This is a genomic window from Actinomarinicola tropica, assembly GCF_009650215.1.
GTDB lineage: Bacteria > Actinomycetota > Acidimicrobiia > Acidimicrobiales > SKKL01 > Actinomarinicola > Actinomarinicola tropica.
Window position 1 is genome coordinate 43,111 of record NZ_CP045851.1, and the last position, 24,995, is coordinate 68,105.

The following is a 24,995-nucleotide window of genomic DNA, read 5'->3' on the forward strand; positions in this document are numbered from 1 at the left end:
CAGGCTCAGTCGACCGTGGCGGTCTCCGGGGTCCGCGCCCAGTGCACGAAGCCCGCGATCGACAGGAGCAGCATCAGCGCCGCACCGACGAAGGCGACCGTCGCGGCGAGCGACGCCTTGGCGCCGATCTCGCTGAACCCGTAGGCGGTCAGCAGGATGCCGCGGAGCGTCTCGCCGCGGAAGGCGGTGTCGCGCTGCTGGCTGATCGCCGCGAGCTCCTCCTCGAGGTCGGCGGTGTCGTCGCCGTCGGCCTCCGCCGCCTCGATCTGGGCCCGCAGCTCGCTCTGGGGCTCGCCGAGCTGCGCGTAGCTGAGGCCGCCGGTGCTCTGGCGCAGGTGCAGCCCGATGTACTCGTTGGCGTAGCACTCGGCCTCCTTCCCGGAGTCGAGGAGCCGCTCCTCCTCGGAGCCCGAGCCGTACTCGACGAGGCACTCGGCCTGGGCCTCCTCCTCGGAGAGCTCCTCGGCCGGCGTGAAGTAGATCTGCTGCTCCGAGAACTGCTCGGCGACGTAGTCGTCGGCGAAGTTCGCCTCGCCCTGCAGGACGATGCCGAAGATCAGGAGGAGCACGGCGATGCCGAGCCCTCCGATGCTGAACGCGAGATCCAGGGTCTTCCGCTTCATCGGGGTCCTCCTCCTGCCGCGGCCGCGCCGCGGCTCCGTCGTCCCGATCGACCCTACGGACGTCGCCCCGGCGGCCGTAGGGTCCCCCGGTAGCGTGACCGTGTGACCAACGTCCCGGGTGCGCCCTCCTCCACGTCCGCCGCCACGGTCCTCGTGGCACGCGACCTCGGCGTCCGGCGCAGCGACCGTTGGGCGCTGCGGGGCCTGTCGTTCGAGCTGCGGGCCGGGACGGTCACCGCGGTGATCGGCCCCAACGGCTCGGGCAAGTCGACGCTCCTGCACGCCATCGCCGGCCTGCTGCCCCTGGCATCCGGGCAGCTCGAGCGCCGAGGGCTCCCCGGCTCGGGCGCGGAGGTCGCCTACGTGCTCCAGGGCGCGGAGGTGCGAGAGCACCTGCCGATCTCGGTGCGCGAGGTGGTGACGATGGGCCGCTACGGCCGCCGCGGGCCGTTCCGCCCGCTGCGGGCCGAGGACCACGCCGTGGTCGACGCCGCCCTCGAGCGGTTGGAGGTCGCCGACCTGGCCGGGCGGCAGGTCCGGGAGCTGTCCGGCGGGCAGCGCCAGCGCGTCCTCGTCGCCCAAGGACTCGCCCAGGACGCGCCGGTGCTGCTGCTCGACGAGCCGGTCACCGGTCTCGACGTCGTGTCCCAACGGATCATCCTCGAGGTGATCGGACAGGAGCGCGACGCCGGGCGGCTCGTCGTCACCACCACCCACGACCTCGGCGATGCCGCGCACGCCGACCACGTGCTGCTCCTCGCCGGGCGGCTGGTCGCGTCGGGGCCGCCCGAGGACGTCCTCGTCTCGACGCACCTGGCGGCCGCCTACGGGCAGCGGCTCATCGCGCTCGGCGACAACGTGCTCATGCTCGACGACGCACCGCACCACGCCGACGAGGGTGAGGCCGTCCACCCCCATCCCGGGCATCACCACTGATCTCGCCCGCGGCGGGTAAGCAGCGACGATGAGCGACGCGACCGACATCATCGACGACGCCGACGAGCAGCGCTTCGTGTACCGCGAGGACGGGGCCGAGGCCGAGCTCACCTACCGCGCCGAGGGCGGCCGGCTGGTGCTCGACCACACCGGGGTCCCCGACGCCATGGGTGGCAAGGGCGTGGCCGCCCGCCTCGTCCAGTCCGCGATCGACCGGGCGGCCCGGTCCGGCGAGACCGTCGTCCCCCGCTGCCCCTACGTCCAGCGGTGGCTCGAGCGCCACCCGGACGAGGCAGGGCGCATCACGATCGACTGGGACGGCGCCGGGTCAGGATGATCCGGCGCGGCGCATCGGGGCGTTGGCGACCGCGCACACGTCCGCCGTGCCGAACATGCCCGCCTCGTCGAACAGGTCGCAGCGGCTGACCGCCACCCCGTCAGCGCCGACGTGGGCGCCGACCTCGAGGCCGACCCACTCGCCGGCGGGGAGCCGACCCAGGTAGAGGGTGATGTCGGCGTTGATGAACGCCAGGCCGCCGCCGTCGGAGTTGGCGAGCGGACTCGCGAAGTCCGCAGCGGCCGCGGCGCGGACGAACGGGCCCATCGGCTCGTCGTCGAGCAGTCCCCGCTCGTCGCGGAGCCACACCTGGCGCTGGGCGGGCGCGCCCATGCCCCGGCCGTCGATCGCCCGGATCTGCAGCGAGAGCGGCGTCGAGACGTTGACCGCCGGGTGGTCGACATCGTCGGGCGACGGCACGTCCCAGTCCGGCCGCGTCCAGACGTCGCCCTCGGGGTGCGCTCCGGTGCGCAGGAGCACGACCGTCGCGCGGGCGGCGTGGTGGCCGCCGACGTGCAGGTCCACCTCGACGACCCGCACCCGGCCGCCGTCGCGGACCCGCTGGTGCGTCGCCTCGACCGCTTCCATCGCGGGTGACCGGAACAGGTCGATCGTCAGCCGCGCCGGGCGGAACCCGTCGTCGGCGTGGTGCGCATCGACGGTGCGGGCGGCGATCGCGGCGAGCAGCCGCCCGTGGAGCATGTCGGCGGACCAGGGGCTGCGGGCCTCGGGTCGGGGCAGGTAGCGCCCGGACGGGTCGAGGTCGAAGAAGCCGGAGGTGCTCACGCCGGGCGGTCCGGGCCGGCGATCAGCTCGAGCACGGCGTCGTGCAGGCGCCCGTTGGTCGCCACGCCGCTGCCGTTGTCGGCGCCGTGGCGCCCCTCGGTGCAGCTGAACCGGCCGCCGGCCTCGGCGAAGATGACCGGCATCGGGGCGACGTCCCAGAGGGCGGCCTGGGGGTCGATCATCGCGTCCGCCCGGCCAGTGGCGACCATCAGGTAGCCGTACCCGTCCCCCCAGGTGCGCAGGTGCACGCCGGCGTCCTGCACCCGGGCCAGCAGGTCGTGAGGCCAGTTCGTCAGCCCGCTCGTCACGAACCACGCGTCGCGCAGCTCGGCGCGCTCGGAGACGTGCACCCGCTCGCCCTGGTGGAAGCACCCGAGCCCCCGACCGGCCCACACGGTCTCGCCGAGCGCCGGGATGTTGACGACCCCGATGAGCGGTCCGTGCTCGTCGTCGACCGCGAGCAGGTTGGAGTAGAGGGGCACGCGGTGGGTGAACGCCTTGGTGCCGTCGATCGGGTCGACGATCCACGTGCGGCCGCTGGTGCCCACGTGGTCGGCCTCCTCCTCGCCGCGGATCGTGTCGTCGGGGAACCGCTCGAGGACGCGCTCGCGGACGAGGCGCTCGGCGGCGCGGTCGGCGACGGTCACCGGGGTGCCGTCGGCCTTGTCGTCGACGTGGAGGTCCGGGTCCCGGAAGTGCTGGAGGGTGAGATCGCCGGCGGCCCGGAGGATCTCGACGGCGGTCTCGAGGAGGGCGGGATCGGCAGGCGGGGCGGTCGTGGGCGGCACCGGAGCATCTTGGCACCGGCCCGGTCAGGCGTCAGACTGACCGACGACTCGTCCAGGACCTTGGGGGGCCACCGTGACGACCGCCGAGCCGATCCTCTACAACCCGTTCGAGCCGGGCTACTTCGACGACCCCTACAGCCAGTTCGCCCGGCTCCGGGAGCTCGACCCCGTCCACGCCACCCTCGACGGCAACTGGATGCTCTTCCGCTACGACGACTGCTTCCGGGTCCTGCGGGACCCCTCCCTCAGCGTCGACGATCGCAACATCCGCCAGAGCCGCAAGGCCGAGCAGCTGGAGGCGCTGCGCGTGGAGGACCGCGGCGAGCCCTCCATGCTGGGCCTCGACCCACCCGACCACGACCGGCTCCGCCGCCTGGTGTCGAAGGCCTTCACGCCGCGCTCGATCGAGGCGCTGCGCCCTCGCGTCCAGGTGCTGGTCGACCGGGCGCTCGACCGGGTGGAACCCGACGGCCACATCGACCTCGTCGGCGACCTGGCCTTCCCCCTGCCGTTCCAGGTGATCTCGGAGATGCTCGGCATGCCCGAGGCCGACATGCTCCAGGTGCGCGACTGGTCGAACCAGATGGTGAAGACGCTCGACCCGGTGATCTCCGACGACGAGATCCGCGCGTCGATGGCGGCGAGCCTGGCGATGCAGGACTACCTCGGGGGCGTCATCTCGTGGAAGCGCGAGAACCCCGCCGACGACATGCTCACCGCGCTGATCCACGCCGAGGAGGACGGTGACCGGCTCACCACCACGGAGCTCATGTCGCAGGTGGCGCTGCTCTTCATCGCCGGGCACGAGACCACCGTCAACCTCATCGGCAACGGCACCCGGGCCCTGCTCCGCCACCGGGACCAGTGGGACGCACTCGTCGCCGAACCCGCCCTGATCATGCATGGCATCGACGAGCTGCTCCGGTTCGACCCGCCGGTCCAGATCTCGCGACGCATCGCGCTGGCGGACATGGAGATCGACGGCCGTCGCATCGAGGCGGGCACGTTCATGGCCACGGTCCTCGCGTCGGCCAACCGCGACCCGGCCAAGTGGGGCCCGACGGCCGACCGGCTCGACCTCAACCGCGCCGACGCCGGGCAGCACCTGTCGTTCGGCAGCGGGGTCCACTACTGCCTCGGCTCGTCCCTCGCGAAGCTCGAGGGCCAGGTCGCGATCGGGACGTTCGTGCGCCGGTTCCCCCACGCCACCCTCGACGACGTCCCGGCCCGCTGGAACGGGCGCATCAACCTGCGCGGCCTCGACGCGCTCCCGATCACCCTCCGCTGAGGGCCAGACTGGCGGGAGTGCCGAGCTCACCCCCGTCCTCCACCGTCGTCACCGTCCGCACCGCCGCGCTCGTCGTGGCGGTGCTCGCCGCCCTGGCCGTGGTGGCCGCCTCGGCGTCGTCGACCGACGCCTCGACCGCCGCCCCCGACTGGCCCACCGCCGAGCCGACCGGCGCCGGCGACGCCTGGGTCGACCCCGCGTCGGCGGGCCACCCGTGGGGCGACGCGGTCGACGGGCTGCTCACCTTCCGGGGCAACCCCACGCGCACGTTCCACGGCACCGGGCCGATGCCCGCCGACCCGGTCCGGCTCTGGCGGTACCCCGACGCGCCGATGTGCTCGGAGTCCGAGGTGGAGCAGGGCGACTACAGCGGCACCTTCGAGTGGTGCGGCACCGGTTGGACCGGCCAGCCGGCGGTGTTCGAGCGCGAGGGCCGCACGTGGGTGGTGTTCGGCGCCTACGACCGGTCGATCCACTTCCTCGACGCCGCCGACGGCAGCGAGATCATCCCCAGCTTCGAGACCGGCGACATCATCAAGGGCACCGTCACGGTCGACCCTGACGGCTACCCGCTCGTCTACAGCGGCTCCCGTGACGACCACATGCACGTCGTGGCGTTCGACGGCGAGGCGCCGAGGGAGCTGTGGACCTTCGACGCCAACTCGGTCGAGGGCGGCCTCTGGAACGACGACTGGGACGCGTCGCCCCTCGTCATCGACGACCACCTCATCCAGGGCGGCGAGAACTCGTTCTGGTACGTCTGGAAGCTCAACCGGGGCTACGCGCCGGACGGCTCGGTCACCGTCGACCCCGAGCTCGTGTTCACGGCGCCGGGGTGGGACGACGAGCTGCTCGACGACCTCGGCGACGAGCAGGTCTCGATCGAGAGCTCGATCGCCGTCTCCGGGGACGTCGCCTACTTCACGAACTCGGGCGGCCTCGTGCAGGGGTGGGACCTCTCGGGCCTGCGGGAGGGGCGCGACCCCGAGCGGGTCTTCCGGTTCTGGATGGGTGACGACACCGACGCCACGATCGTCGTCGACGACGAGGGCATGCTGTACGTGGCCAGCCAGTACGAGCGCTCGACGGCGCGCGCCGACGAGGTGGGCCAGATCGTGAAGCTCGATCCGTCCCGGCCCGACGACCCGGTCGTGTGGTCGGTCCACGACCCGGACCGCAAGGGCGTGTGGGCCACGCCGGCCATCCACCGCGACGTGCTCATCGTGCCCACCGACGGGGGTCGCGTCATGGCCCTCGACCGGGCCACCGGCGAGGAGCGCTGGGAGATGTTCCTGCGCGGCCCCACGTGGCAGTCGCCGGTGGTCGTCGACGACGTCCTCGTCCAGGGCGACTGCCGGGGCGGCGTGCTGCGCGGCTTCGACGTCCGCGACACCAGCCGGGTGCCGCCGCAGCTGTGGACGGTCGAGCTCGGTGGGTGCATCGAGTCCACGCCGGCGGTGTGGGACGGCCGGATCTACGTCGGCACGCGGGGTGGCTTCGTGCACGCCGTGGGCGAGCGCACCGACGAGCCGGTCGTGGTGGTGCCCGGGGGTCGCTGACCCCCGTGGTCAGGCGCCCGGGGTGACCTGGATGCGCGAGCGCACGAAGTCGCCGAGGCCGACTGGCTGCCCGTCGATCTCGATGATGGCCGTGCCGTCGGGGCCCACGGCGGCCACGGTGCCCACCGAGCCGGGCACGACGGAGGATTGCTCGAGGAACTCGAGCAGGCCGTCGGTGAACTCGAGCTCCTCGGTGATGCGGCGCACGGTGAAGGTGGCGCCGACCTCGACGGTGTCGAGCGTGGTGGTGGCGGGGTCGGCGACGTAGGCCGACCCCGGGATGGGGTTGCCGTGCGGGCAGGTCGTCGGCTCACCGAGGACCCGGCTCATGGCCTCCTCCACCGACTCGGAGATGACGTGCTCCCAGCGGCCGGCCTCCTGGTGCGCCTCCGCCCACGAGAGCCCGAGCATGTCGGTGAGGAAGCGCTCGGCCAGGCGGTGGCGACGCACGACGGTGGTGGCCAGCTCGTGTCCGTAGAGCGTGAGGCGGATCGTGCGGTCGACCTCGACGAGGCCCTCGGCCTGCATCCGACGGATCATCTCGGAGACCGCGGGACGGGAGACCTCGAGGCGCTCGGCGATGCGGGCCTGGATGACCTCCACCTCGTCCTCGGCGAGCTCGTAGATGGCCTCGCAGTACTCCTCGAACGCCGGGTGGTACTCGGGCGTCTTGTAGGGAGCCATGGGCGCGAGCGTACCGGGAGGCGTCCTCGTCGGCATGGCGTTCGGGCCGCGGCGACCTGGCCGACGCCCTGTCGACGCACGTCACCCGGGGCCGGCTGGGGCGGAGCGGCGCCGTGGGGGTAGCGTCGTCTGCCGATGGACACCACCGTGCCGGCCGCGCCCACCGTCGCCCACCCGCCGCGCTCCGACGCCGACCGCGCCATGCGGCGGCTCCTCCGGCTCCCCGTCGACGGGCCGAAGACCAGCATCCTCGGGGCCGAGGGTGCCTTCCAGAAGTCGATCGCCATCTCCGCGGCCCGGTGCCTGTTCACCTACGTCCTCCTGCCGGTGCTGCGCCCGCTCGTCGACCTCTCCGGTGGCGTCGGTCCGGTCCTCGGCCTCCTCGTCGGCGCGGTGTCGATGGTCGCCATCGCGTTCTCGGTGCGCCGGTTCTTCGCCGCCGACCACAAGTACCGGTGGCACTACACCGTCGTCGGCGGCGGGATCTTCGTGCTGCTCGTCTGGCAGTCGGTCCTCGACGTCCAGGCCCTGCTCGCCTGAGCCTCATCTGCGCCCGGCCGGTGCCGATCACCGGGCCATGAAGCGCTTCAACTGCGGTGATGTCGTCCCGGGCTGCGATGCCTCCTTCCTCGCGGCCCACGAGGGCGAGATCCTCCAGGCCGTCGGCCAGCACGCCGCCGCCGACCACGGGCTCGCCGAGGTGAGCGACGAGCTCGTCTCCGCCGTGCGGGCCGCGATCGTCGACGCGTGACCGCGTTGGAGGGTCGCCGGCCGGACGATGCCGGGTCCCTCCCGCTGGACGCGGCGATCGCCGGCGACGGCGTCCGCACGGTCGTGCAGCCGATCGTCGACCTCGTGCGCGGCCAGGTCACGGGCTACGAGGCGCTGACCCGCTTCGACCTCGTCCCCGGGATCGGCCCGGACCGCTGGTTCGACGCCGCCGCCGAGAGCGGGCTCTCGGCCGAGCTCGAGGCGACCACGCTGGCGCGCGCCCTCGAGCGCCGTCACGACCTCCCGGCCAACTGCTTCCTCACCGTGAACGTCGAGCCCTCGTCGCTCGCCCACCCGCGGGTGGCCGCCGTGCTCCAGCAGGCGGGCGACCTCCGGGGTGTCGTGCTCGAGCTCACCGAGCACCGGCCCATCCACGGGGTGCAGCTCGCCCCCGTGCTGCGCCGCTACCGCGGTGCGGGGGCGCGGATCGCCGTCGACGACGCCGGCGCCGGCTACGCCGGGCTCCAGCAGATCCTCGAGCTCCGCCCCGACTTCCTGAAGCTCGACCGCAGCCTCGTGACCGCCGTCGACCGCGACCTGGCCAAGGCCGGCCTGGTCGAGATGCTCGGCCTGTTCGCCGATCGCATCGACGCCTGGGTGATCGCCGAGGGCCTGGAGACCGACGCCGAGGTGGAGCGCGTCGCCGACCTCGGCGTCCCGCTCGGTCAGGGCTGGGCCCTCGGCCGTCCCGACGACGACTGGGCGGCGACGTCCTCCCCCTCACGCCGCCCCCGGCCGACCGACTCCCCGCTGCACCCGCTCCTCCACCGTCCGGTGACGGCCCCCGCGGTCGACCCCGACGCGGCGCGCCGCCTGCTCGCCGGTTCCGACGCCCCCTACGTGGTGCTGCTCGACGAGTCGGAGCACCCGACCGGCGTCGTCGACACGGGCGCGGCCCTGGACGGGACCGTGCGCGCAGCGCTCCGGGTGAACCTGCGCGACAGCCCGGTCGCCGTGGCCCGGCGGTTGGCCGTGCGCGGCACCCGCGAGGACGTCCTCGTCATCGACGATGCCGGCCGCTTCGTCGGCGCGGTCAGCGTGGAGCGGCTGCTCGTGGCCCTCGCCGACGGGGTCGAGCCCCGCGCCAGCTGAGGCTCAGCGGCCGGCGCTGAAGCTCGCGGCCCGCTCGTCGACCAGGACGGTGGCCGGGCGGTCGGTGATCTCGACCGGGGTGGTCACGCCCCGAGCGGTGGAGCGGACCCGCATCACCTCGGGCTGGACGAGGGCGAGCACCACGACCCCGGCGGCGACCGTGGCGGCCAGGCCCGACGGGCCCCAGGCCAGGCCCGCGGCGACGGCGGCGACCAGCAGCTGGGCGCCGATCGTGACCTGGCGTGAGAGCTCGCGGCGGTCCTCGAACCGACGGTGGAAGTCGTAGAGCGCCTCGTGGGTGGTGAGCCGGGCGCCGGCGAAGATGGCCAAGCCCCGGGTGAGCCCGAAGAGCGTGCCCAGGGCGGCGGCCACCAGCGGCCGCCCGGTGAGCGCCGCGGCGGCGACGGTGAGGTAGACGCCGGCGGTGACGATGTAGGTGGCGAGCCCGACGCCGATCTGCCAGCCGAACCCGCCGCCGTAGACCCAGGAGCGGAACCGGGTGAGCCAGGTCTCGTTCACCTGGCGGCCGTGGCCGGGCAGGTCGAGGCCCAGGATGCGGGCGTCGAAGGCCGCGGCGAGGACGGCCAGCGCCGCGAGGGTGCCGAGAGCGGTGGTTGTGGGCAGGTCGAGCCCCCCGACGAGCGCCGCGGCGACGGCGGCACCGAGGCCGAGGGTGATGCCGCCGACCACGGCGCCGACGAGGAACCAGGCGACGGTGACGGGGTACGACCGGTCACGAGAGGCCTCGGTGACCGGCGTGATCGTCGAGAGCATCGAGACGCCGCACGGGGACCAGGTGGAGCGGACGGCGGCGACGACCGCGACGACGGCCGCGAGGGCGAGGGTGGCGTCCATGCGGCGCGAGCCTAGCGAGAGGTGCGGCAGCATGGTCGCCGAGGAGGTCGGATGCCCCACCACGACGACGAACCCGAGCTCGACGGGATCCTGCGCGCCATCCTGACCAGCCGGGTCTACGAGGTCGCCACCGACACGCCGCTCGATCCGGCCCCCCGCCTGTCGCGGCGCCTCGGTGCCTCGGTGATGTTCAAGCGGGAGGACCTGCAACCGGTCTTCAGCTTCAAGCTGCGCGGCGCGCACAACAAGATCGCCCACCTCAGCCCCGACGAACGGGCCCGTGGCGTCATCACCGCGAGCGCCGGCAACCACGCGCAGGGGGTCGCCTACTCGGCGCGGCACCTCGGGATCCCGGCGCGGATCGTGATGCCCGAGACCACGCCGGCGATCAAGGTCGACGCCGTGCGCGCCTTCGGCGCCGAGGTGATCCTCTGGGGTGACAGCTACACCGACGCCCAGGAGCACTGCGACCGGCTGGTCGCCGAGGCCGGCATGACGTTCGTCCACCCGTTCGACGACCCGCTCGTCGTCGCCGGCCAGGGCACGATCGCTGACGAGGTGGTCCGCCACGCCACGAGCGGCCTTGACGCCGTCTTCGTCCCGGTCGGCGGCGGCGGCCTCATCGGGGGGATCGGGGCCTACCTGAAGGCGGTCGTCCCCGAGGTGAAGGTGATCGGCGTCGAGTCGATCGAGGCCGACGCGATGTCGCGGTCGCTCGCGGCGGACGAGCCGATCGAGCTCGACGAGGTGGGGATCTTCGCCGACGGCGTCGCCGTCCGGAAGGTGGGGCGCTACACGTTCCCGCTCGTCCGTCGGGTCGTCGACGAGATCGTCATCGTCCGCAACGACGAGATCAGCGCGGCCATCAAGGACGTGTTCGAGGACACCCGCACGATCGTCGAGCCCGCCGGCGCGCTGTCCGTCGCGGGCATGAAGCACTGGGCGCGCACCCACGACGTCGCCGACCGCCAGCTCGTCGCCGTCCTCTCCGGGGCGAACATGAACTTCGACCGGCTGCGCTTCGTCGCCGAGCAGGCCGAGCTCGGCGAGAACCGCGAGGCCCTGTTCGCGGTCACGATCCCCGAGCGGCCCGGAGCGTTCCGCGACTTCTGCGCCACGCTCGGCCGCCGGGTGATCACCGAGTTCAACTACCGGCTCAACAGCCGGGACGAGGCGAACATCTTCGTCGGCGTCGCGGTGGCGTCCCGCGCCGACGCCAGCGAGCTGGCCGGCCTCCTCCGGGACAAGGGCTACGACACGATCGACCTGTCCGACGACGACGTGGCCACGCTCCACGTCCGCCACATGGTCGGCGGACGCCCGCCGGGGGTGCTCGACGAGGTCGTGTTCCGCTTCGAGTTCCCCGAGCGCCCCGGTGCGCTCATGCGCTTCCTCGAGACGCTCGGGGGGCGCTGGAACATCAGCCTGTTCCACTACCGCAACCACGGCGCCGACGTGGGCCGGGTCCTCGCCGGCTTCGAGGTGCCGCCGGCCGAGCGCGAGGAGTTCCGCGCCTTCCTCGACGTGCTCGGCTACCCCGCTCAGGACGAGGTCGGGAACGTGGCCTACGAGGCCTTCCTCACCCGCGCCGGCCTCCGCCGCCCCTGACGGCGCGTCCGTCCTCGACACCCGCCCCACCGCGCCCGACCCGACCCGGCCCGGCCCGTTGGGCGCGGCATCCGGCGCATGTGACGCCAACCGCGCCCGACCCCGGGCCTGAGGATGCGGGGCGGGTGATGCGGGGCGCGCGTCGGACGCGGGACGGTGTCAGTCGTCGTCGATGTCGGTGCGGCCCTCGTCGAAGTAGTCCTGGGTCTGCACCGGTTCGGTCAGCGTGGTGACGACCCCGCCGAGGTTGGCGACGACCCGCTTCAGGTAGCGGTGCAGCACGGCGCGGGGCACGGCCCAGTGCCCCGGCTCGTCGGAGTGCATGAACTCGCGGATGCGCGCCTCCTCGGCCACGCGCATCGCGTCGGCGCGCGCCCGGAAGGCGGCGATCCGGTCCGGGTCCGGGTCGACGATGAGCTCGGCGACCTCGTCGACCATCTCCGAGATCGCCCGCAGGCCGCTCGCGTACTCCTCCCGGTCGTCGGCCTCGGCGAACGAGACCCCCTCGCCGGCCATGTCCCAGATGTTCTTGGCCTGGTCGCCGATGCGCTCGATCTTCTTGATGAGCAGCGTGTAGCCGAGCACGTCGCCGATGTCGTCGCCGCCGTGGACGGCGACGTGGACGATGAGCTCGCGGCGCAGCTCCTGCTCGGCCCGGTTGATCCGCTCGTCGGTGGCGTGCAGGTCGTCCGCGACGTCACCGGCGGGGACCCCGTCGACGAGAGCCGACGTCGCGAGGTCGAAGGAGTGGCGAGCGTCGTGGAGCATGTCGACCACCCGCTGGGTGATCTGCTCCATCCCGGACTCGCCTCGGCGGAAGAACGACAGGACCATCTCGGATGCCTTTCAGCCGAGGACGACGATGCCGATGATCGGCACCACGATGAACGTACCGAACACGTACCCGATGGCCCACCGCGTGCGCCGTGCGGCGAGGTCGGCGAGGGCCTCGGCGGCCCGGATCGGGAGGAAGCGGACCGCCCGCACCGGGTAGATGATCAGGATGCCGCTGACGTTGAACAGCGTGTGGACGAAGGCGATGGTGAGCGCCTCCGGTCGGCTCGCGGCCATCGCAGCGAGCAGCGCGGTGATCGTCGTGCCGACGTTGGCGCCGAGGGTCACCGGGTAGGCGTTCGGCAGGCTGAGCACCCCGGCGGCGGCGAGCGGGATGAGGATCGACGTCGTGATGCTCGATGACTGCACCGCGACGGTGATGACGACGCCGAGGAGCATGGCCATCACGCCGCCGCCCTTGGCCAGCATGGCGTTGAGCGACCGCTCGACCCGGTCGGCGACCAGCTGGCGCATGTTCTTCGTGATGAACGTGAGCGCGACGAGGATGATCGCGAGGCCGATCCCGACCATCACCAGGCCGAGGGCCGTCCCGTGCACGGTGCCGTCGAGGGTCTCGAGGACGGCGTCGACCGGCCTCTCCACCCAGGCCTTGACCGGGCTGCGGAACTCGGCGCCCGACGACCCGACGAGTGCCTCGCTCATCGCCTCGGCGATCGTGGCGAGCACCCCGGTGGCCAGCTCGAGCGGGAAGAGCAGGATCACCGTGAAGATGTTGAAGAAGTCGTGGACGGTGGCCGCGGCGAAGGCCCGGCGGAACTCGGCGCCCTGACGCACGTGCCCGAGCGACACGAGGGTGTTGGTGACCGTCGTGCCGAGGTTGGCGCCCATGATCATCGGGACGGCGGCGTCGACGCCGAGCGCCCCCGAGGCGACGAGGCCGACGATCACCGACGTGCTCGCCGACGACGACTGGACGAGCACCGTGGCGAGGATGCCGACGAACAGTCCGGCGAGGGGGTTCGTGACACGGGAGAACAGCTGCTCCTGGACGTCGCCGCCCATGGTGGAGATGCCGGTCTCGAGGGACCCGACGCCGACGAGGAAGAGGTAGATCAGCGCCACGACCAGGGCGGCGCGCGCCGGCGTGGGCAGCTGCAGCCGCGCGGCGTGGCTGTCGGGTGTGTGGGTGCTCATGTCTCCCGCGGCACGAGGCCGGTCGGCTGTCGGGTGAGAGGACCCGCCGGTGGCCGGCGTGCGCATGGACCTCGTCCGCGCAAGCTACCGGACGCAGCGCGGCGCGCTCACAGTCGGCGTCAGAGCAACCCGGCCCGTGCGGCTCGTCGGCGGGCACGTTCGAGTGAGGCGTCGACCTCGTCGGGGTCGTCGCCGTAGCCGAGCGCGACCCGGCGCATCGCCTGGGCGTGGGCTGCGGTGGGGTCGCGGCCGACGTCGGCGAAGAACCCGCTCAGCTCGATCTGCGCGAACCCGTGCACCAGGGCCCAGCACATCTCGCCGGCGAGGGCCACGTCGTCGACGGCCCACCGCCCCGACGTCCCGCACCGCTCGATGCGGTCGAGCAGCAGGGCGAAGGTGGCCAGCGCGGCCTCGGCGTCCTCGGCGGTGTCGTGGGCGGTGACGCCGATCTCGGACCCGAACATCGCCCGGTAGAGGTGCGGCTCGTCGAGCGCGAACCGCCGGTAGGCCCACGCCTGGCTCATCCAGTCGGCGACGGGGTCATCGGTGATCCGGGGTCCGGCGAGCGCCTCGGCGAACCGTCGGAAGCCCTCGCGCCGCACGTGTCCGAGGACGTGGTCCATCCCGCCGAAGTGCGTGTAGACGACCATCGTCGACGCGCCGACCTCGTTGGCCAGGCGGCGTGCGGACACCGCCGCGGGGCCCTCCTCGGCGAGGACCCTCGCTGCGGCCTCGATGAGGCGGATGGCGACGTCGGGGTCCGGCTTCTTCGCGCACATGGTTGACCGATCATAGATCACAGCGTTATACATAACGGTGTCATCCACCAGGAGGGGACCGATGACCGATGCGATCACGACGACGAGCAAGTGGCTCACCGGGCTGCACGCCCCGCTGCCGGCCGAGGTCACCGCGACCGAGCTGCCCGTGAGGGGGACGCTGCCGGAGGCGCTCGAGGGGCGCTACCTGCGCAACGGGCCGAACCCGCTCGGGCGACAGGACCCGGCCACCTACCACTGGTTCACCGGGGACGGCATGGTCCACGGCATCCAGCTGCGGGGCGGGCGGGCCGAGTGGTACCGGGCCCGGTGGGTCCGGTCGACGTCGGTCTCCCAGGCGCTCGGCGAGGAGCCGGTGCCGGGGGAGCGCCACGGCGGCATGGAGACCGCGAACACCAACGTCATCGGCGTCGGCGGCCGCACCTTCGCCGTCGTCGAGGCCGGCGCCCGCCCGGTCGAGCTCGACCACGAGCTCGAGACCATCTGCCACAGCGACCTCGACGGGACGCTGCCCAACGGCTTCACGGCCCACCCGAAGGTCGACCCGGCCACGGGGGACCTGCACGCCATCGCCTACCACTGGGCGCTGCCCCACCTGCAGTACGTGGTGGTCGGGCCTGACGCCAGGGTCCGCTCGGTCGAGGCGATCGAGGTGCCCGGCAGCCCGATGGTCCACGACTGCTCGATCACCGAGCGGTGGATGGTGGTCTACGACCTCCCGGTGGTGTTCTCCATGGACGACGCCGCCCGCGGGGTGCGCTTCCCCTACGCCTGGAGCGACGACTACGGGGCGCGTGTGGGGGTGCTGCCGCTCGGTGGCAGCGGGGCCGACGTGCGGTGGTTCGAGGTCGAGCCGAGCTACGTCTTCCACCCCCTGAACGCCTACGAGGACGGCGACCGCGTGGTGCTCGAGGTCGTGCGCTGGGGCCGCATGTTCGACCGCGTGCGCACCGGGCCCGACGAGTCGACGCCGTTGCTGCACCGCTGGACGCTCGACCTCGCCACCGGTCGCGTGACCGAGGAGCAGCTGAGCGACGTGGCCTTCGAGTTCCCCCGGGTGGACGAACGTCGGGTCGGGCGACCCCACCGCTACGCCTACGGCACGACCGTCGGCGCGGACGACGGTGGGGGGGTCGGCTTCGCCGGCCAGCTCGTCCGCCACGACCGGGTGGCGGGCACCGCCGAGGTCGTCGACCTGGGGCCCGGCCGCACGTCGGGGGAGTGGGTGATGGTCCCGAGCGACGTCGACGCCGCCGAGGACGACGGCTGGCTGATGAGCCTGGTCCACGACGCGACGACCGACCGCAGCGAGCTGGTCGTGCTGCCGGCGGCCGACCCGGGCGCGGGCCCGGTGGCGGCGGTCGAGCTGCCGAACCGCGTCCCCCTCGGCTTCCACGGCAACTGGGTGGCCGACCGATGAGCGCCGCGTCCCAGGACCTCCTCGCCGGCTGGAGCATCGGCCGGTCCGCGGACGTCGAGTGGGTGCCGTGGGGTTCGGGAGGGTCGGCCTGGGCCAAGGTCCTCGCCTCGGGCGACGGCTACCACCTCGCGCTCGTGGAGGCCACGCCCGGCTACCGCGGCGATCGACACGTCCACGACCACACCGAGATGCTGCACGTGGTGGCGGGGGAGGTCGAGACCAACGGCGAGGTCCTCGGCCCGGGGGACGGCTACGTCGCCGAGGCCGGCTCCGAGCACGTCACGTTCTCCAGCCCCGGGGGCGCCACCTACCTGTCGATCTTCCGGCTCTGAGGCCGGGACGCGACGGGGCCCGGCCGTCGACCGGCCGGGCCCCTGGTGTCGCGTGGCGACGCGCTGTGGCGAGTCAGTCGGCGGCGATGAACGTCTGGTGCCACCTCACGGTCGCACCCGGCGTGCCGGTGCCACCGGTGCCGTCGGGGAAGCCCCACGTCGGGATGCCGTGGACGTCCTCGCGGTAGCCGACGAGCGTCGGCGTGGCCACGTTCCAGACGACCGGGACCTGCTCGGCGGTGATCCGGCTGATCGTCTCGATCGCCGCGTACCGGTCCTCGAACTCCGCCGACGTGCGGAGCTGGTCGAGGGCCGCGTCGACCTCGGGATCGGTGAAGTTGGTGAAGTTGCCGGGCGTGCTCGGCACCGCGCCGAAGAAGCTCTGCAGCGAGGTGAGCGGATCGCCGTCGCCACCGCCGGCCCGGAAGCAGGCGAGGTCGAAGTTGCCGCGGAACGGCGGGTCCGTGTCGGCGCCGCCGACGACGTTGGTGATCATCGCGGCCTGCTCGACCTGCTCGAGCTCGAGCTCGATGCCGATGTCGCCCCAGATCGACTGGAGCAGCTGGGCGCCGGCCACGAGGCTCGGGTCCGGCTGGCACTCGTAGGGGATCACGACGGGCTCGCCCGGGGCCTTGCCGTCGGAGCGCTCGGGATCGTCGATGTACTCCTGGACGAGGGCGCGCGCCGCCTCGAGGTCCTGTCCGTTCGCGCCGGGGTAGTCGGCCACGGCGTCGGCGGAGTACCACGGGCTGTCCTGGCTGAAGAACCCGTTGGCCGGCGGCACCAGGCCGTCGTCGTTGCGGACGGCGGCCATCGCCTCCTGGTCGTTGGAGTACGCGAGGGCCTGGCGGATGCGCAGGTCGTCGAGCGGCGGGTTCAGCGTGTTGATCACGGTGACCGACGACGTGTTGCCGACGAACAGGTTGGCGCCGTGGGTGCCGGCGTCGACCATCTCGAGGACGGCCTTCACGCTCGGGCCACGCAGCGTCTGCATGACCTGGATGTCGTCGGACTGGAGGCTCGCGATGCGCGAGTCGTCGTCGGGGATCGGCCGGAACTCGATCTCGTCGAGGTACGGCAGCTGGTTCCCCTCCTCGTCGGTGAACCAGTAGTTCTCGTTGCGGGTGACGATCAGCCGGTCGTCGCGCGTCCACGACTCGAACACGAACGGCCCGGTGCCGACCGGGGCCTGGCCGAAGGCCTCCTGGCCCATCGACTCCCACGCCTGGCGGGAGACCGGCCAGCCGATGTCACCACGGAGCAGGTCGGGGAAGGCGGCGTTCGGCTCGGAGAGCGTGTACCTGACCGTCATGTCGTCGACGATCTCCATGCCGGTGACGCCGAACGAGTCGAGGTCGGCCCGGTTGCGGGAGTCCGTCGGGTAGTGGAGCGTGTCGAAGTTCCACTTCAGCGTCTCGGCGTCGAGGGGCGTGCCGTCGTGGAACTGCACGCCGTCGCGCAGGCCGACGGTCCACTCCGTCAGGTCCTCGTTCGCCTCGAGGGACTCAGCGAGGAACGGGCGGAACTCGCCGTTCTCGTCGAGGCCGACGAGCGGGTCGTAGAGCGACAGCGCCACGGTCAGTCCCGGGTTCGAGAACTGGCCCTCGACCGGGTCGTAGGTGTTGGTCTCCGCCTCGATCCCGACGACGAGCTTGCCGCCGTACTGCGGCGCCGGCGCGTCCTCGTCGCCCCCCTCCTCGTCGCCGCCGGCCTCGCCGGACTGCAGCATCGTGGTGTCGCTCGACTCCTCGCCGCCCCCGTCGTCGTCGCCGCACGCCGCGGCGAGCAGCCCGAGGGCCGCCAGGACAGCGAGCACGCGCCAGAGCTGGCGTCGTGAGTGCCTCATCTTCAGTTCTCCCCGTTGGATTCTCCCGGCCACCCCGGCCGGGCGCTTGTGATCGTAGTCACAGGTGACGCGGGGCACGGAATTGGGGCCGTGACCGGACGTCACCGCCGTCGTACCCTCGTTCCATGAGCGTTCCGGTGCCCCTCGACGCCCTCGCCGCCGCGGTCGATCGCTACGGCGAGGTCGCGCTGGTCGTGACCGTCGGCGACGACGGCCGTCCCCACACGGTGTCGGCGCCGGTGCGCGTCGGTTCCTCCGAGCTCGAGATCGAGGTCGGTCGCACCTCGGCCCGCAACGCCATCGCCCACCCCGCGGTGGCCGTGGTGTGGCCGCCGGTGGCCACCGACCCGGACCACCTGCTCATCGTCGACGGCGACGCCGTCGTCACCGCCGGCGGCGGCCAGGAGCAGGGCGGCACCCTCCGCGTGCACCCCACGCGCGCGGTGCAGCACCGGCGGGCCGACGCCGACCCCTCGCTGCCCAGCTGCATCCCGATCGAGGAGTGAGCCCCGGGCCGCGCTCGTAGGCTCGGCGGGCAGCGGCTCGTCCGGGCCGCGAGGGAGGAGCCCGCCATGACCGATCCCACGCCGATGGAGCACCGCCGCCTCGGGCGATCAGGCCTCCAGGTCAGCGTGCTGTCCTTCGGGTCCTGGGTGACGTTCGGCTCCCAGCTCGACACCGGGCTCGCACGCGACTGCCTCGCCGCCGCGTACGACCGCGGGGTCAACTTCTTCGACAACGCCGAGTCCTACGCGGGGGGCGAGTCCGAGCGGATCATGGGGAGGGCCATCGCCGAGCTCGGCTGGCCGCGCCACAGCTACGTCGTGTCGACCAAGTTCTTCTGGGGCATCCACGGCGAGATGGTCAACATGCGGAACACCCTCAACCGCAAGTACCTGCACCAGGCGATCGACGGGTCGCTCGAGCGGTTCGGGCTGGAGTTCGTGGACCTCGTGTTCTGCCACCGGCCCGACCCCGACACCCCGATCGAGGAGACGGTGTGGGCGATGTCCGACATGATCGAGTCGGGCAAGGCGCACTACTGGGGCACCTCGGAGTGGAGCGCGGACGAGATCCGCGCCGCCTGGGAGGTCGCCGAGCGCCACCACCTGCACAAGCCGATGATGGAGCAGCCGCAGTACCACATGTTCGAGCGCCGGAAGGTCGAGCGGGAGTACGCCCGCCTCTACGAGGACATCGGCCTCGGCCTCACCACCTGGAGCCCCCTGGCGTCGGGCCTGCTCACCGGCAAGTACGTCGACGGCATCCCCGAGGGCAGCCGGGCCACGCTGCCGGGCTACGAGTGGCTCCGCGACCTGGTGACCGATCCGGATCGCAACGCCGTCGTGCGCGACCTCCTGCCCATCGCCGAGCGGCTCGGGGCCACGATGTCCCAGCTCGCCATCGCCTGGTGCGCGGCGAACCCCCGCGTGTCGACGGTGATCACCGGCGCCAGCCGGGTGGAGCAGGTGGAGGAGAACCTCGGCGCCCTCGACGTGCTCGCGCAGCTCACCCCGGAGGTCATGGACGAGATCCGCACGGTCCTCCGTCGGGTCGGCTGACGTCAGCAGCGACCGCTCTACAGGCCCCTGATGTCAGCACGGCCTCATCCGGCGGCGTAGCCTGCCGATCGGGAGCTGACCGGGGATCGGTGCGGGGAGCGAAGGGAGATCCGGATGGGTGCAGCGAAGCAGGTCCGACGGCGACCGGACGACCGCCGGGCCGAGATCGTCGAGGCGGCGCGCGGCGTCTTCCTGCGCGGCGGCTACGACGGCTTCGCCCTGGCCGAGGTCGCGGCGGCGGGCGAGGTGTCGAGGGGCTCGATCTACCGGTACTTCCCATCCGGTCGCGCCGACCTCTTCGTCGCCGTGCTCGACCAGGTGGTCGGCGAGCTCCACGAGCGCCTGCGCTACGCGGCGTCGGTGCCGTTCTCGCCCGCCACCCGGATGGAGCACGTCATCGGGGCGCTCTTCGCCTACTTCCAGGACGACCCCGACGCCTACCGCGCGCTGTTCCGCGACGTCTGGTCGACGGGGGAGCCCGAGATCGAGGCCGCAGGGCTCGCGGCCCGCGCCCTGCTCACCTCGGAGATCGCCGGGGTGATCGCCGACGCCGAGCTCGACGTGGCCGAGCTGACGGCCGCCGCCTCGGGCATCCTCGGGTTCGCGCTGGCCACCGTCGACCTGGCGCTGCGTGGCGAGGTCGAGGCCGAGGCCGCGTGGCGGGTCACCTGCGCCTACGCCACGTCGCAGCTCGCCTGAGGCGGTTCAGCGGACGACGCTGAGCGTCGGGCGGGTGGCCCGGGGCAGGGCGTCGATCGGGAGCTCGGCCCGCACCGTCGTCCCCTCACCCGGCCCGGTCGTGACCCGGAGCCGGCCGCCGAGGAAGCCGGCCAGGCTCTCCATGGACGACAGGCCCCGCCCGCCGGCCGGCGGCCGTGCCATGCCGACCCCGTCGTCGCCGACCTCGACCCGCAGCACGTCGCGCTCGACCTCGATCGCGACGCGCACGGCGGTGGCACGGGCGTGGCGCCACACGTTGGTCGTCGCCTCCTGGACGATGCGCATGACGATCGCCTCGGTGCGCCAGTCGAGCGTGAGGTCGGGGTCGACGTGCAGGTCGAGGGCCGGACGTCGCCCGCCGGCGAACACGTTCTCGACGTAGGCCCGGATGGGTGCGGCCAGGCCCTGCGAGGTCGTCTCGCAGGTGTCGAGCGGCTTCACCGCGAGCGAGAAGCGGCGCAGTGCGTCGGCCTGCTTGCCGAGGTCGTGGCGGACCCGGGCGGCGGCCTGGGTGGCCGAAGCGGTGGCGCCCGAGGAGCCGGCGTCGTCGAGCGACGCGCTGATGGTGGCCATGGCGGTGTAGAGCGACACCGCCTGGGCGTGGAGGTGGGCGGCGACGCGGTGGCGTCCGGCGTCCATGTGGTCCATGACCTCCGAGAGGATCTCGCCCCGCTCGATCGCGGCCCGCTCGACCTCGCGGTAGAGGCGCGTCGTCTCTCGGGCGGACAGGAGGTGGCGGACGGCGGAGAGCGCGAGCAGCGAGCTCAGCGCGACGAAGGCGAGGGTGGTGACCCAGTCGTGCTCCCGGCGCGCCCAGGCGACGCCGGCGATGACCGGCACGGCGACGAGCACGCCGACGATGACCACCGACTGGCGGCGCACCTGCGCCGCGGCGGGCAGGCGCTCGAGGCCGGTCGCCGGGGTGCGGGTGGAGAACAGGAAGAAGACGATGATCATCCCGAGCGAGGCGGCCTGGGCCATCAGCGCCGGGCCGCCGGGGGCGGGGAACCCGCTCAGCGCGTGGTGGATCTGGGCGATGGCGGCCAGCACCCCGGCCAGGCCGAGGACCACGCCGGCGGTGGCGGTGGCCCGCTCGTCGTGGCGCGTGCGCGCCCGGATCGCCAGCGCGACGAAGAGGCCGTGGAAGGAGCCGATCAGCCACACCCCGGACGAGACGGTGAACCAGGCGTCGGGGTGCGTGACGACCTGGCGCCCCCAGACGAGGGCGAGCGGCGTCGTCGCCGCGATCGTGGCCATGAGGAGGTCGATGGCATCGACGAGCGCGGCCCGCTCGCCGGAGCGCCGTCGGAGGATGAGCGAGTTGGCGGCGATGAGCACGACGATGGCGACGACCGAGCTCACCGGGCTCCAGTCGGTGGCCGGGTCCCACCCGTCCGCGGCGCGCGCCCGCAGGGAGTAGCTCATGAACGTGCCGAACGCGGCGGAGCCGGCCCACAGACGCCAGACGTGGCGGTCGCCGGGGGCGGCCCGCACCGACGCGACGAGGGCCAGCACCAGGATGGGCACGGCGTAGAGGAGCCCGGCGAGCAGCAGGGCGTCGAGGTACTCGTGACGACCGTCGACGGACCACCACAGCACCCCGCAGAGCGGGACCGTCGACGCGGCGTAGACCATGCCGGCGCGCCGGAGCGCCGCGGGGACGACGAAGCGGTCGTGGGGCATGCGGTCCTCCCGGGTGCGAACCGGCAGAACCATAGACGTGACTGCAGTCACACGCCGCATCGTCGCCGCCTGACCACGCAACGTGCCCATGGAGGTGGGCGGGGCCTCGCCCCGGTCAGCGCTCCGGGAGGGAGACGACGGTGAAGAAGAACTCGTCGATCTGCTGGACCACCCGCACGAACTGGGCGAAGTCGACGGGCTTCGTCACGTAGGCGTTGGCGTGGAGGTCGTAGCTGCGGACGATGTCCTCCTCGGCCTGGGACGTGGTGAGGATGACCACCGGGATGCGCCGCAGCTCCGGGTCGGCCTTGACCTCGGCGAGCACCTCGCGCCCGTCGCGCCGGGGCAGGTTGAGGTCGAGCAGGACGAGGTCGGGCTTCGGGGCGTCGGCGAACTCGCCCTCCTGGCGGAGGAACGTCAGCGCCTCGTCGCCGTTGACCGCGATGTGGAGGTTGTTGACGAGCTTCGACTGCTCGAGGGCCTCCTTGGCGATCACGACGTCGCCCGGGTCGTCCTCGACGAGGAGGATCTCGATGGGTCGTGCCTTCTCGAGGTTCATGTCGGATCGCTTCCTGTCGTGGGTTCGAGTGCGGGTTCGGGGGTGCGGTCGGGGAGCTCGATCACGAAGCGCGTCCCCGGGCCGTCCGGTTGCTCGATGTGGATGGTGCCGCCGTGGTGCTCCACGATCTTGCGACACATCGCGAGCCCGATGCCGGTCCCGGCGTAGGCCTCCTTGCCGTGGAGGCGCTGGAAGATGACGAAGACCCGCTCGCCGAACTCCGGCTCGATGCCGATCCCGTTGTCGGTGAGCTCGACGATCCACCCGTCGTCGGCCGGGGCGCGACGGGAGCGGACGGTGACCTCGGGGGGCTCGTCGTCGCGGCGGAACTTGACCGAGTTGCCGAGGAGGTTCTGGAACAGCGAGACGAGCAGGATCGGGTCGCCGAGCACGCTCGGCATCTCGCCGACGTCGATCGTCGCGCCCGACGCCTCGATCGCCTCCGACAGGTTGTCGACCGCCTCGCCCAGGACCTCGCCGAGGTCGACCCTCTCGTGCTCGCGGGTCAGCCGCCCCACCCGGGAGAAGGCGAGGAGGTCGTTGATGAGGTTCTGCATCCGTCGGGCGCCGTCGACGGCGTAGGTGATGTACTGGTCGGCCCGCTCGTCCAGCTGGTCGCCGTAGCGGCTCTGGAGCAGCTGGGTGAACGAGATGACCTTGCGCAGGGGCTCCTGGAGGTCGTGCGAGGCGACGTAGGCGAACTGCTCGAGGTCGCTGTTCGACCGCTCGAGCTCCGCCGTCCGCTCCTCGAGCGCGGCGTAGGTGGTCTCGATCGAGCGGAGGTCGTTGACGAGCCGGATGCGCATCTCCTCCATGGCCGTGGCCAGCCGCGCCAGCTCCAGGTGGTCGGGCGGGTCGATGTGTCGGCCGAGGTCGCCCTCGGCGATGGCCATGGCGTCGGCGCCCAGGGCGTCGAGCGGCGCGGCCACCGCACGGTGGTAGGTGCGCCAGAGCACGATCTTCGAGGTGATCGACATGGCGGCCAGCCCCGCGATGGCGGCGATGAGGAAACTCGTCGCCGTGTTGACGTCCTCGATGGCCTCGGTGCGCTCCTCGCGGAGGGCGTCGTCGAGGGAGTCGAAGGACGCGCGCACCTCCTCGAAGAGCCGACGACCCTCCTCCAGCGACTCGGCGTCGCCGACGCTGGCCTCGCCGGCGCGAGCCGCGGCGATCGCCGGCGCCGCGTACTCCTCCGACCAGCGGGTGGTCGCCTCGTCGATGCGCTCGAGCTCGTCGGCGAGGACGCCGAACGACGCGAGGCGGCGGTCGAGGTCGGCGCGCAGGCGCTCGGCGTCCTCACGGCCGGACCGGAACGGCTCGAGGAAGAGGTCGTCCCCGTCGGAGATGACGAACCCGCGGACGCCGTTCTCCTGGTCGATGTGGGCCGACAGCAGCTCGGCGGACTCGACCATCGCCGGGTCGACCTCGTCGTAGACGCGGGAGCGGGCGTCGATGAGCCGCACCAGGCTGACGACGGTGAGCACGATGATCGCGCCGATGATGACGAGCGTCACCGTCAGGAGCCGGCGGACCCGCTCCTTCAGGCTCGGCTGTCGCTCGGGGCGGCTCATCCCCGTCCCCGCACCTGGATCTTCACCAGGGCGACGTCGTCGGGCAGGTCGGCGCCGTGCGCGTCCTGCGCCGCGTGGATGAGCTGGTCGAGGAGGTCGCCGTAGGCGTAGCCCTCGGCGTGGTAGGTGCGGGCGATGTCCTCGAGCCGCTCCATCCCCAATCGGCCGTCCTCGGAGCGGCCCTCGAAGATGCCGTCGGTGAGGAGCACCATCGACCACTCGGGCGGCAGCTCGACGGTGGTCGGCTCGTCGAGCGCCCCGCCGGGCGCGATGCCGAGGGGCGGCACGGGCCGGCACTGGCGCAGCCAGCCCACCTCGGGCCGGATCATCAGCGGCGGCGGGTGGCCGCACAGCCGGATCGTTGCGCTCCGGCGGTCGGCGGGGACTTCGACGTCGCAGATCGTGGTGAAGAGGAAGCGGTCGCCGCGCTCGAGCTCGAGGAGGTCGTCGAGGGCCGAGATGATCGCCGGGGCGGGGAGCCCGGCGCGCACGAGCGAGCGCCAGGCGATGCGCAGCGCGACCCCGAGCGCCGCCTCGTCCGGGCCGTGGCCGCACACGTCGCCGATGACCGCCCGCAGGGTGCCGTCCGGCGTCTCGATGACGTCGTAGAAGTCGCCACCGAGCTGGGCGTCGGGGCCGCCGGGTCGGTAGCGGGTGGTGATGGTGATGCGGGGGTCCGAGGTCAGCGGGTTCGGGAGCAGGCCGCGTGCCATGCGGGCGTTCTCGCGCTGGCGGCGCTCGGCGAGCAGCATCCGCCGACGGGCCTCGTCGCTCGCGCGCCGCTCCGCGGCGTAGCGGACGGCCCGGCTGATGTCGGCCCCGTCGACCTGGCCCTTGACCAGGTAGTCCTGGGCGCCGGCGGAGACGGACTCGATGCCCTTCTCGGCGTCGAACAGGCCGGTGAGCACCACCACGGGCACGCCCGGCGCGGCGTCGAGGACGCGCGTGACGGCGTCGATGCCCTGGGCGTCGGGCAGCCCGAGGTCGAGCAGGAGGCAGTCGACCGCCGGGTGGGGTCCGTCGATCGCCTCGCCCACCGAGCGGGCGCGGAGCAGCTCGAAGCGCTCGCCGGTGTCGGCGAGCAGCTCCTCGACGAGGAGGGCGTCGCCGTCGTCGTCCTCGACGAGGAGGACCCTCATCGGCGTGTCGGGGTCGAGCCGCAGGCCAGCGCTGAGCACCGAGCGAGCCTACGCGACGACGCCTCGCG

26 protein-coding genes are annotated in these 24,995 nt (G+C 72.8%); 13 read left to right on the forward strand and 13 right to left on the reverse strand.

The window, feature by feature from the left end; genetic code table 11:
* Positions 1 to 5: 5 nt before the first annotated feature.
* Complete coding sequence (locus GH723_RS00135) at positions 6 to 623, reverse strand: hypothetical protein (protein WP_153757750.1); 618 nt, start codon at positions 621 to 623, stop codon at positions 6 to 8.
* Between the two features lie 102 nt (positions 624 to 725).
* Between GH723_RS00135 and aztA the strand changes: the two genes are divergently transcribed.
* On the forward strand, positions 726 to 1,559 hold the full coding sequence (gene aztA, locus GH723_RS00140) for a zinc ABC transporter ATP-binding protein AztA (protein WP_153757751.1): 834 nt from the start codon (positions 726 to 728) through the stop codon (positions 1,557 to 1,559).
* Positions 1,560 to 1,587: 28 nt separating this feature from the next.
* The gene (locus GH723_RS00145) at positions 1,588 to 1,896 is read left to right on the forward strand and encodes a GNAT family N-acetyltransferase (RefSeq protein ID WP_153757752.1); all 309 of its coding nucleotides are present in this window, start codon (positions 1,588 to 1,590) and stop codon (positions 1,894 to 1,896) included.
* Here the strand turns inward: GH723_RS00145 and GH723_RS00150 are convergent.
* Entirely contained in the window at positions 1,888 to 2,682 is a 795-nt protein-coding gene (locus tag GH723_RS00150) for a thioesterase family protein (RefSeq protein ID WP_153757753.1), read from the reverse strand. The genes GH723_RS00145 and GH723_RS00150 overlap by 9 nt on opposite strands.
* Positions 2,679 to 3,470, reverse strand: coding sequence for an inositol monophosphatase family protein (locus GH723_RS00155; RefSeq protein ID WP_153757754.1), 792 nt, complete (start codon positions 3,468 to 3,470; stop codon positions 2,679 to 2,681). The genes GH723_RS00150 and GH723_RS00155 overlap by 4 nt, the downstream gene beginning before the upstream one ends.
* A gap of 73 nt (positions 3,471 to 3,543) precedes the next feature.
* Between GH723_RS00155 and GH723_RS00160 the strand changes: the two genes are divergently transcribed.
* Positions 3,544 to 4,758 carry a cytochrome P450 gene (locus tag GH723_RS00160; RefSeq protein ID WP_153757755.1) on the forward strand — a complete coding sequence of 405 codons (1,215 nt, stop codon included), beginning with the start codon at positions 3,544 to 3,546 and terminating at the stop codon, positions 4,756 to 4,758.
* 17 nt (positions 4,759 to 4,775) lie between these two features.
* Positions 4,776 to 6,317, forward strand: coding sequence for an outer membrane protein assembly factor BamB family protein (locus tag GH723_RS00165; protein ID WP_153757756.1), 1,542 nt, complete (start codon positions 4,776 to 4,778; stop codon positions 6,315 to 6,317).
* A gap of 9 nt (positions 6,318 to 6,326) precedes the next feature.
* On the opposite strand, the gene GH723_RS00170 is transcribed toward GH723_RS00165, so the two are convergent.
* Complete coding sequence (locus tag GH723_RS00170; RefSeq protein WP_153757757.1) at positions 6,327 to 7,001, reverse strand: metal-dependent transcriptional regulator; 675 nt, start codon at positions 6,999 to 7,001, stop codon at positions 6,327 to 6,329.
* Between the two features lie 135 nt (positions 7,002 to 7,136).
* On the opposite strand from GH723_RS00170, the gene GH723_RS00175 reads away from it, so the two are divergent.
* Genes GH723_RS00175 through GH723_RS00185 form a run of 3 tightly spaced genes read left to right on the forward strand, consistent with a single transcriptional unit; the run spans position 7,137 to position 8,864 of the window.
* A complete protein-coding gene (locus GH723_RS00175) occupies positions 7,137 to 7,541 on the forward strand; it encodes a hypothetical protein (RefSeq protein ID WP_153757758.1) in 405 nt (134 codons plus the stop codon).
* Between the two features lie 37 nt (positions 7,542 to 7,578).
* Complete coding sequence (locus tag GH723_RS00180) at positions 7,579 to 7,752, forward strand: DUF1059 domain-containing protein (RefSeq protein WP_153757759.1); 174 nt, start codon at positions 7,579 to 7,581, stop codon at positions 7,750 to 7,752.
* Positions 7,749 to 8,864 carry an EAL domain-containing protein gene (locus GH723_RS00185; protein ID WP_153757760.1) on the forward strand — a complete coding sequence of 372 codons (1,116 nt, stop codon included), beginning with the start codon at positions 7,749 to 7,751 and terminating at the stop codon, positions 8,862 to 8,864. The genes GH723_RS00180 and GH723_RS00185 overlap by 4 nt, the downstream gene beginning before the upstream one ends.
* 3 nt (positions 8,865 to 8,867) lie before the next feature.
* On the opposite strand, the gene GH723_RS00190 is transcribed toward GH723_RS00185, so the two are convergent.
* Positions 8,868 to 9,719, reverse strand: coding sequence for a hypothetical protein (locus GH723_RS00190; protein ID WP_153757761.1), 852 nt, complete (start codon positions 9,717 to 9,719; stop codon positions 8,868 to 8,870).
* Between the two features lie 51 nt (positions 9,720 to 9,770).
* On the opposite strand from GH723_RS00190, the gene ilvA reads away from it, so the two are divergent.
* Complete coding sequence (ilvA, locus tag GH723_RS00195) at positions 9,771 to 11,327, forward strand: threonine ammonia-lyase, biosynthetic (protein WP_153757762.1); 1,557 nt, start codon at positions 9,771 to 9,773, stop codon at positions 11,325 to 11,327.
* 159 nt (positions 11,328 to 11,486) lie between these two features.
* Here ilvA and GH723_RS00200 read toward each other — a convergent pair whose 3' ends face one another.
* The 3 genes from GH723_RS00200 to GH723_RS00210 all read right to left on the reverse strand — a co-directional run bounded on the left by GH723_RS00200 (position 11,487) and on the right by GH723_RS00210 (position 14,095).
* On the reverse strand, positions 11,487 to 12,161 hold the full coding sequence (locus GH723_RS00200; protein ID WP_153757763.1) for a PhoU domain-containing protein: 675 nt from the start codon (positions 12,159 to 12,161) through the stop codon (positions 11,487 to 11,489).
* Positions 12,162 to 12,173: 12 nt separating this feature from the next.
* Entirely contained in the window at positions 12,174 to 13,316 is a 1,143-nt protein-coding gene (locus tag GH723_RS00205) for a Na/Pi symporter (RefSeq protein WP_153757764.1), read from the reverse strand.
* A 119-nt stretch (positions 13,317 to 13,435) separates the two neighbouring features.
* Positions 13,436 to 14,095 carry a TetR/AcrR family transcriptional regulator gene (locus GH723_RS00210; protein WP_195210427.1) on the reverse strand — a complete coding sequence of 220 codons (660 nt, stop codon included), beginning with the start codon at positions 14,093 to 14,095 and terminating at the stop codon, positions 13,436 to 13,438.
* A gap of 61 nt (positions 14,096 to 14,156) precedes the next feature.
* On the opposite strand from GH723_RS00210, the gene GH723_RS00215 reads away from it, so the two are divergent.
* Together GH723_RS00215 and GH723_RS00220 are read left to right on the forward strand one after the other, a co-directional pair.
* The gene (locus GH723_RS00215) at positions 14,157 to 15,515 is read left to right on the forward strand and encodes a carotenoid oxygenase family protein (protein ID WP_153757766.1); all 1,359 of its coding nucleotides are present in this window, start codon (positions 14,157 to 14,159) and stop codon (positions 15,513 to 15,515) included.
* Positions 15,512 to 15,847 (forward strand): cupin domain-containing protein, encoded by a 336-nt coding sequence (locus GH723_RS00220; protein ID WP_153757767.1) that lies wholly within the window; start codon positions 15,512 to 15,514, stop codon positions 15,845 to 15,847. Before GH723_RS00215 ends, GH723_RS00220 begins: the two co-directional genes overlap by 4 nt.
* A gap of 73 nt (positions 15,848 to 15,920) precedes the next feature.
* Here the strand turns inward: GH723_RS00220 and GH723_RS00225 are convergent, their stop codons facing one another.
* Positions 15,921 to 17,693 carry an ABC transporter substrate-binding protein gene (locus tag GH723_RS00225; protein ID WP_153757768.1) on the reverse strand — a complete coding sequence of 591 codons (1,773 nt, stop codon included), beginning with the start codon at positions 17,691 to 17,693 and terminating at the stop codon, positions 15,921 to 15,923.
* A gap of 125 nt (positions 17,694 to 17,818) precedes the next feature.
* Between GH723_RS00225 and GH723_RS00230 the strand changes: the two genes are divergently transcribed.
* From GH723_RS00230 to GH723_RS00240, 3 genes are all read left to right on the forward strand, one after another.
* Complete coding sequence (locus GH723_RS00230) at positions 17,819 to 18,199, forward strand: pyridoxamine 5'-phosphate oxidase family protein (protein WP_153757769.1); 381 nt, start codon at positions 17,819 to 17,821, stop codon at positions 18,197 to 18,199.
* An 84-nt stretch (positions 18,200 to 18,283) separates the two neighbouring features.
* Positions 18,284 to 19,255 carry a potassium channel beta subunit family protein gene (locus tag GH723_RS00235; protein ID WP_153761005.1) on the forward strand — a complete coding sequence of 324 codons (972 nt, stop codon included), beginning with the start codon at positions 18,284 to 18,286 and terminating at the stop codon, positions 19,253 to 19,255.
* A 114-nt stretch (positions 19,256 to 19,369) separates the two neighbouring features.
* The gene (locus GH723_RS00240; protein WP_153757770.1) at positions 19,370 to 19,954 is read left to right on the forward strand and encodes a TetR/AcrR family transcriptional regulator; all 585 of its coding nucleotides are present in this window, start codon (positions 19,370 to 19,372) and stop codon (positions 19,952 to 19,954) included.
* Between the two features lie 6 nt (positions 19,955 to 19,960).
* Here the strand turns inward: GH723_RS00240 and GH723_RS00245 are convergent, their stop codons facing one another.
* The 4 genes from GH723_RS00245 to GH723_RS00260 all read right to left on the reverse strand — a co-directional run bounded on the left by GH723_RS00245 (position 19,961) and on the right by GH723_RS00260 (position 24,966).
* Positions 19,961 to 21,658, reverse strand: a complete 1,698-nt coding sequence (locus GH723_RS00245) for a sensor histidine kinase (protein ID WP_229022930.1) — start codon at positions 21,656 to 21,658, stop codon at positions 19,961 to 19,963.
* Positions 21,659 to 21,773: 115 nt separating this feature from the next.
* The gene (locus tag GH723_RS00250) at positions 21,774 to 22,217 is read right to left on the reverse strand and encodes a response regulator (protein ID WP_153757772.1); all 444 of its coding nucleotides are present in this window, start codon (positions 22,215 to 22,217) and stop codon (positions 21,774 to 21,776) included.
* Positions 22,214 to 23,788 carry a sensor histidine kinase gene (locus GH723_RS00255; protein WP_153757773.1) on the reverse strand — a complete coding sequence of 525 codons (1,575 nt, stop codon included), beginning with the start codon at positions 23,786 to 23,788 and terminating at the stop codon, positions 22,214 to 22,216. The genes GH723_RS00250 and GH723_RS00255 overlap by 4 nt, the downstream gene beginning before the upstream one ends.
* A complete protein-coding gene (locus tag GH723_RS00260; protein WP_229022931.1) occupies positions 23,785 to 24,966 on the reverse strand; it encodes a PP2C family protein-serine/threonine phosphatase in 1,182 nt (393 codons plus the stop codon). The genes GH723_RS00255 and GH723_RS00260 overlap by 4 nt, the downstream gene beginning before the upstream one ends.
* Positions 24,967 to 24,995 lie beyond the last annotated feature (29 nt).

Excerpts from the sequence above, each read along its gene's own strand:
- GH723_RS00135 (WP_153757750.1), bottom strand. The coding sequence starts at position 623 with ATGAAGCGGAAGACCCTGGATCTCGCGTTCAGCATCGGAGGGCTCGGC.
- GH723_RS00145 (WP_153757752.1), top strand. The coding sequence starts at position 1,588 with ATGAGCGACGCGACCGACATCATCGACGACGCCGACGAGCAGCGCTTC.
- GH723_RS00170 (WP_153757757.1), bottom strand. The coding sequence starts at position 7,001 with ATGGCTCCCTACAAGACGCCCGAGTACCACCCGGCGTTCGAGGAGTAC.
- GH723_RS00175 (WP_153757758.1), top strand. The coding sequence starts at position 7,137 with ATGGACACCACCGTGCCGGCCGCGCCCACCGTCGCCCACCCGCCGCGC.
- GH723_RS00180 (WP_153757759.1), top strand. The coding sequence starts at position 7,579 with ATGAAGCGCTTCAACTGCGGTGATGTCGTCCCGGGCTGCGATGCCTCC.
- GH723_RS00190 (WP_153757761.1), bottom strand. The coding sequence starts at position 9,719 with ATGGACGCCACCCTCGCCCTCGCGGCCGTCGTCGCGGTCGTCGCCGCC.
- ilvA (WP_153757762.1), top strand. The coding sequence starts at position 9,771 with ATGCCCCACCACGACGACGAACCCGAGCTCGACGGGATCCTGCGCGCC.
- GH723_RS00200 (WP_153757763.1), bottom strand. The coding sequence starts at position 12,161 with ATGGTCCTGTCGTTCTTCCGCCGAGGCGAGTCCGGGATGGAGCAGATC.
- GH723_RS00205 (WP_153757764.1), bottom strand. The coding sequence starts at position 13,316 with ATGAGCACCCACACACCCGACAGCCACGCCGCGCGGCTGCAGCTGCCC.
- GH723_RS00210 (WP_195210427.1), bottom strand. The coding sequence starts at position 14,095 with ATGTGCGCGAAGAAGCCGGACCCCGACGTCGCCATCCGCCTCATCGAG.
- GH723_RS00215 (WP_153757766.1), top strand. The coding sequence starts at position 14,157 with ATGACCGATGCGATCACGACGACGAGCAAGTGGCTCACCGGGCTGCAC.
- GH723_RS00220 (WP_153757767.1), top strand. The coding sequence starts at position 15,512 with ATGAGCGCCGCGTCCCAGGACCTCCTCGCCGGCTGGAGCATCGGCCGG.
- GH723_RS00225 (WP_153757768.1), bottom strand. The coding sequence starts at position 17,693 with ATGAGGCACTCACGACGCCAGCTCTGGCGCGTGCTCGCTGTCCTGGCG.
- GH723_RS00230 (WP_153757769.1), top strand. The coding sequence starts at position 17,819 with ATGAGCGTTCCGGTGCCCCTCGACGCCCTCGCCGCCGCGGTCGATCGC.
- GH723_RS00235 (WP_153761005.1), top strand. The coding sequence starts at position 18,284 with ATGGAGCACCGCCGCCTCGGGCGATCAGGCCTCCAGGTCAGCGTGCTG.
- GH723_RS00240 (WP_153757770.1), top strand. The coding sequence starts at position 19,370 with ATGGGTGCAGCGAAGCAGGTCCGACGGCGACCGGACGACCGCCGGGCC.
- GH723_RS00245 (WP_229022930.1), bottom strand. The coding sequence starts at position 21,658 with ATGCCCCACGACCGCTTCGTCGTCCCCGCGGCGCTCCGGCGCGCCGGC.
- GH723_RS00250 (WP_153757772.1), bottom strand. The coding sequence starts at position 22,217 with ATGAACCTCGAGAAGGCACGACCCATCGAGATCCTCCTCGTCGAGGAC.
- GH723_RS00255 (WP_153757773.1), bottom strand. The coding sequence starts at position 23,788 with ATGAGCCGCCCCGAGCGACAGCCGAGCCTGAAGGAGCGGGTCCGCCGG.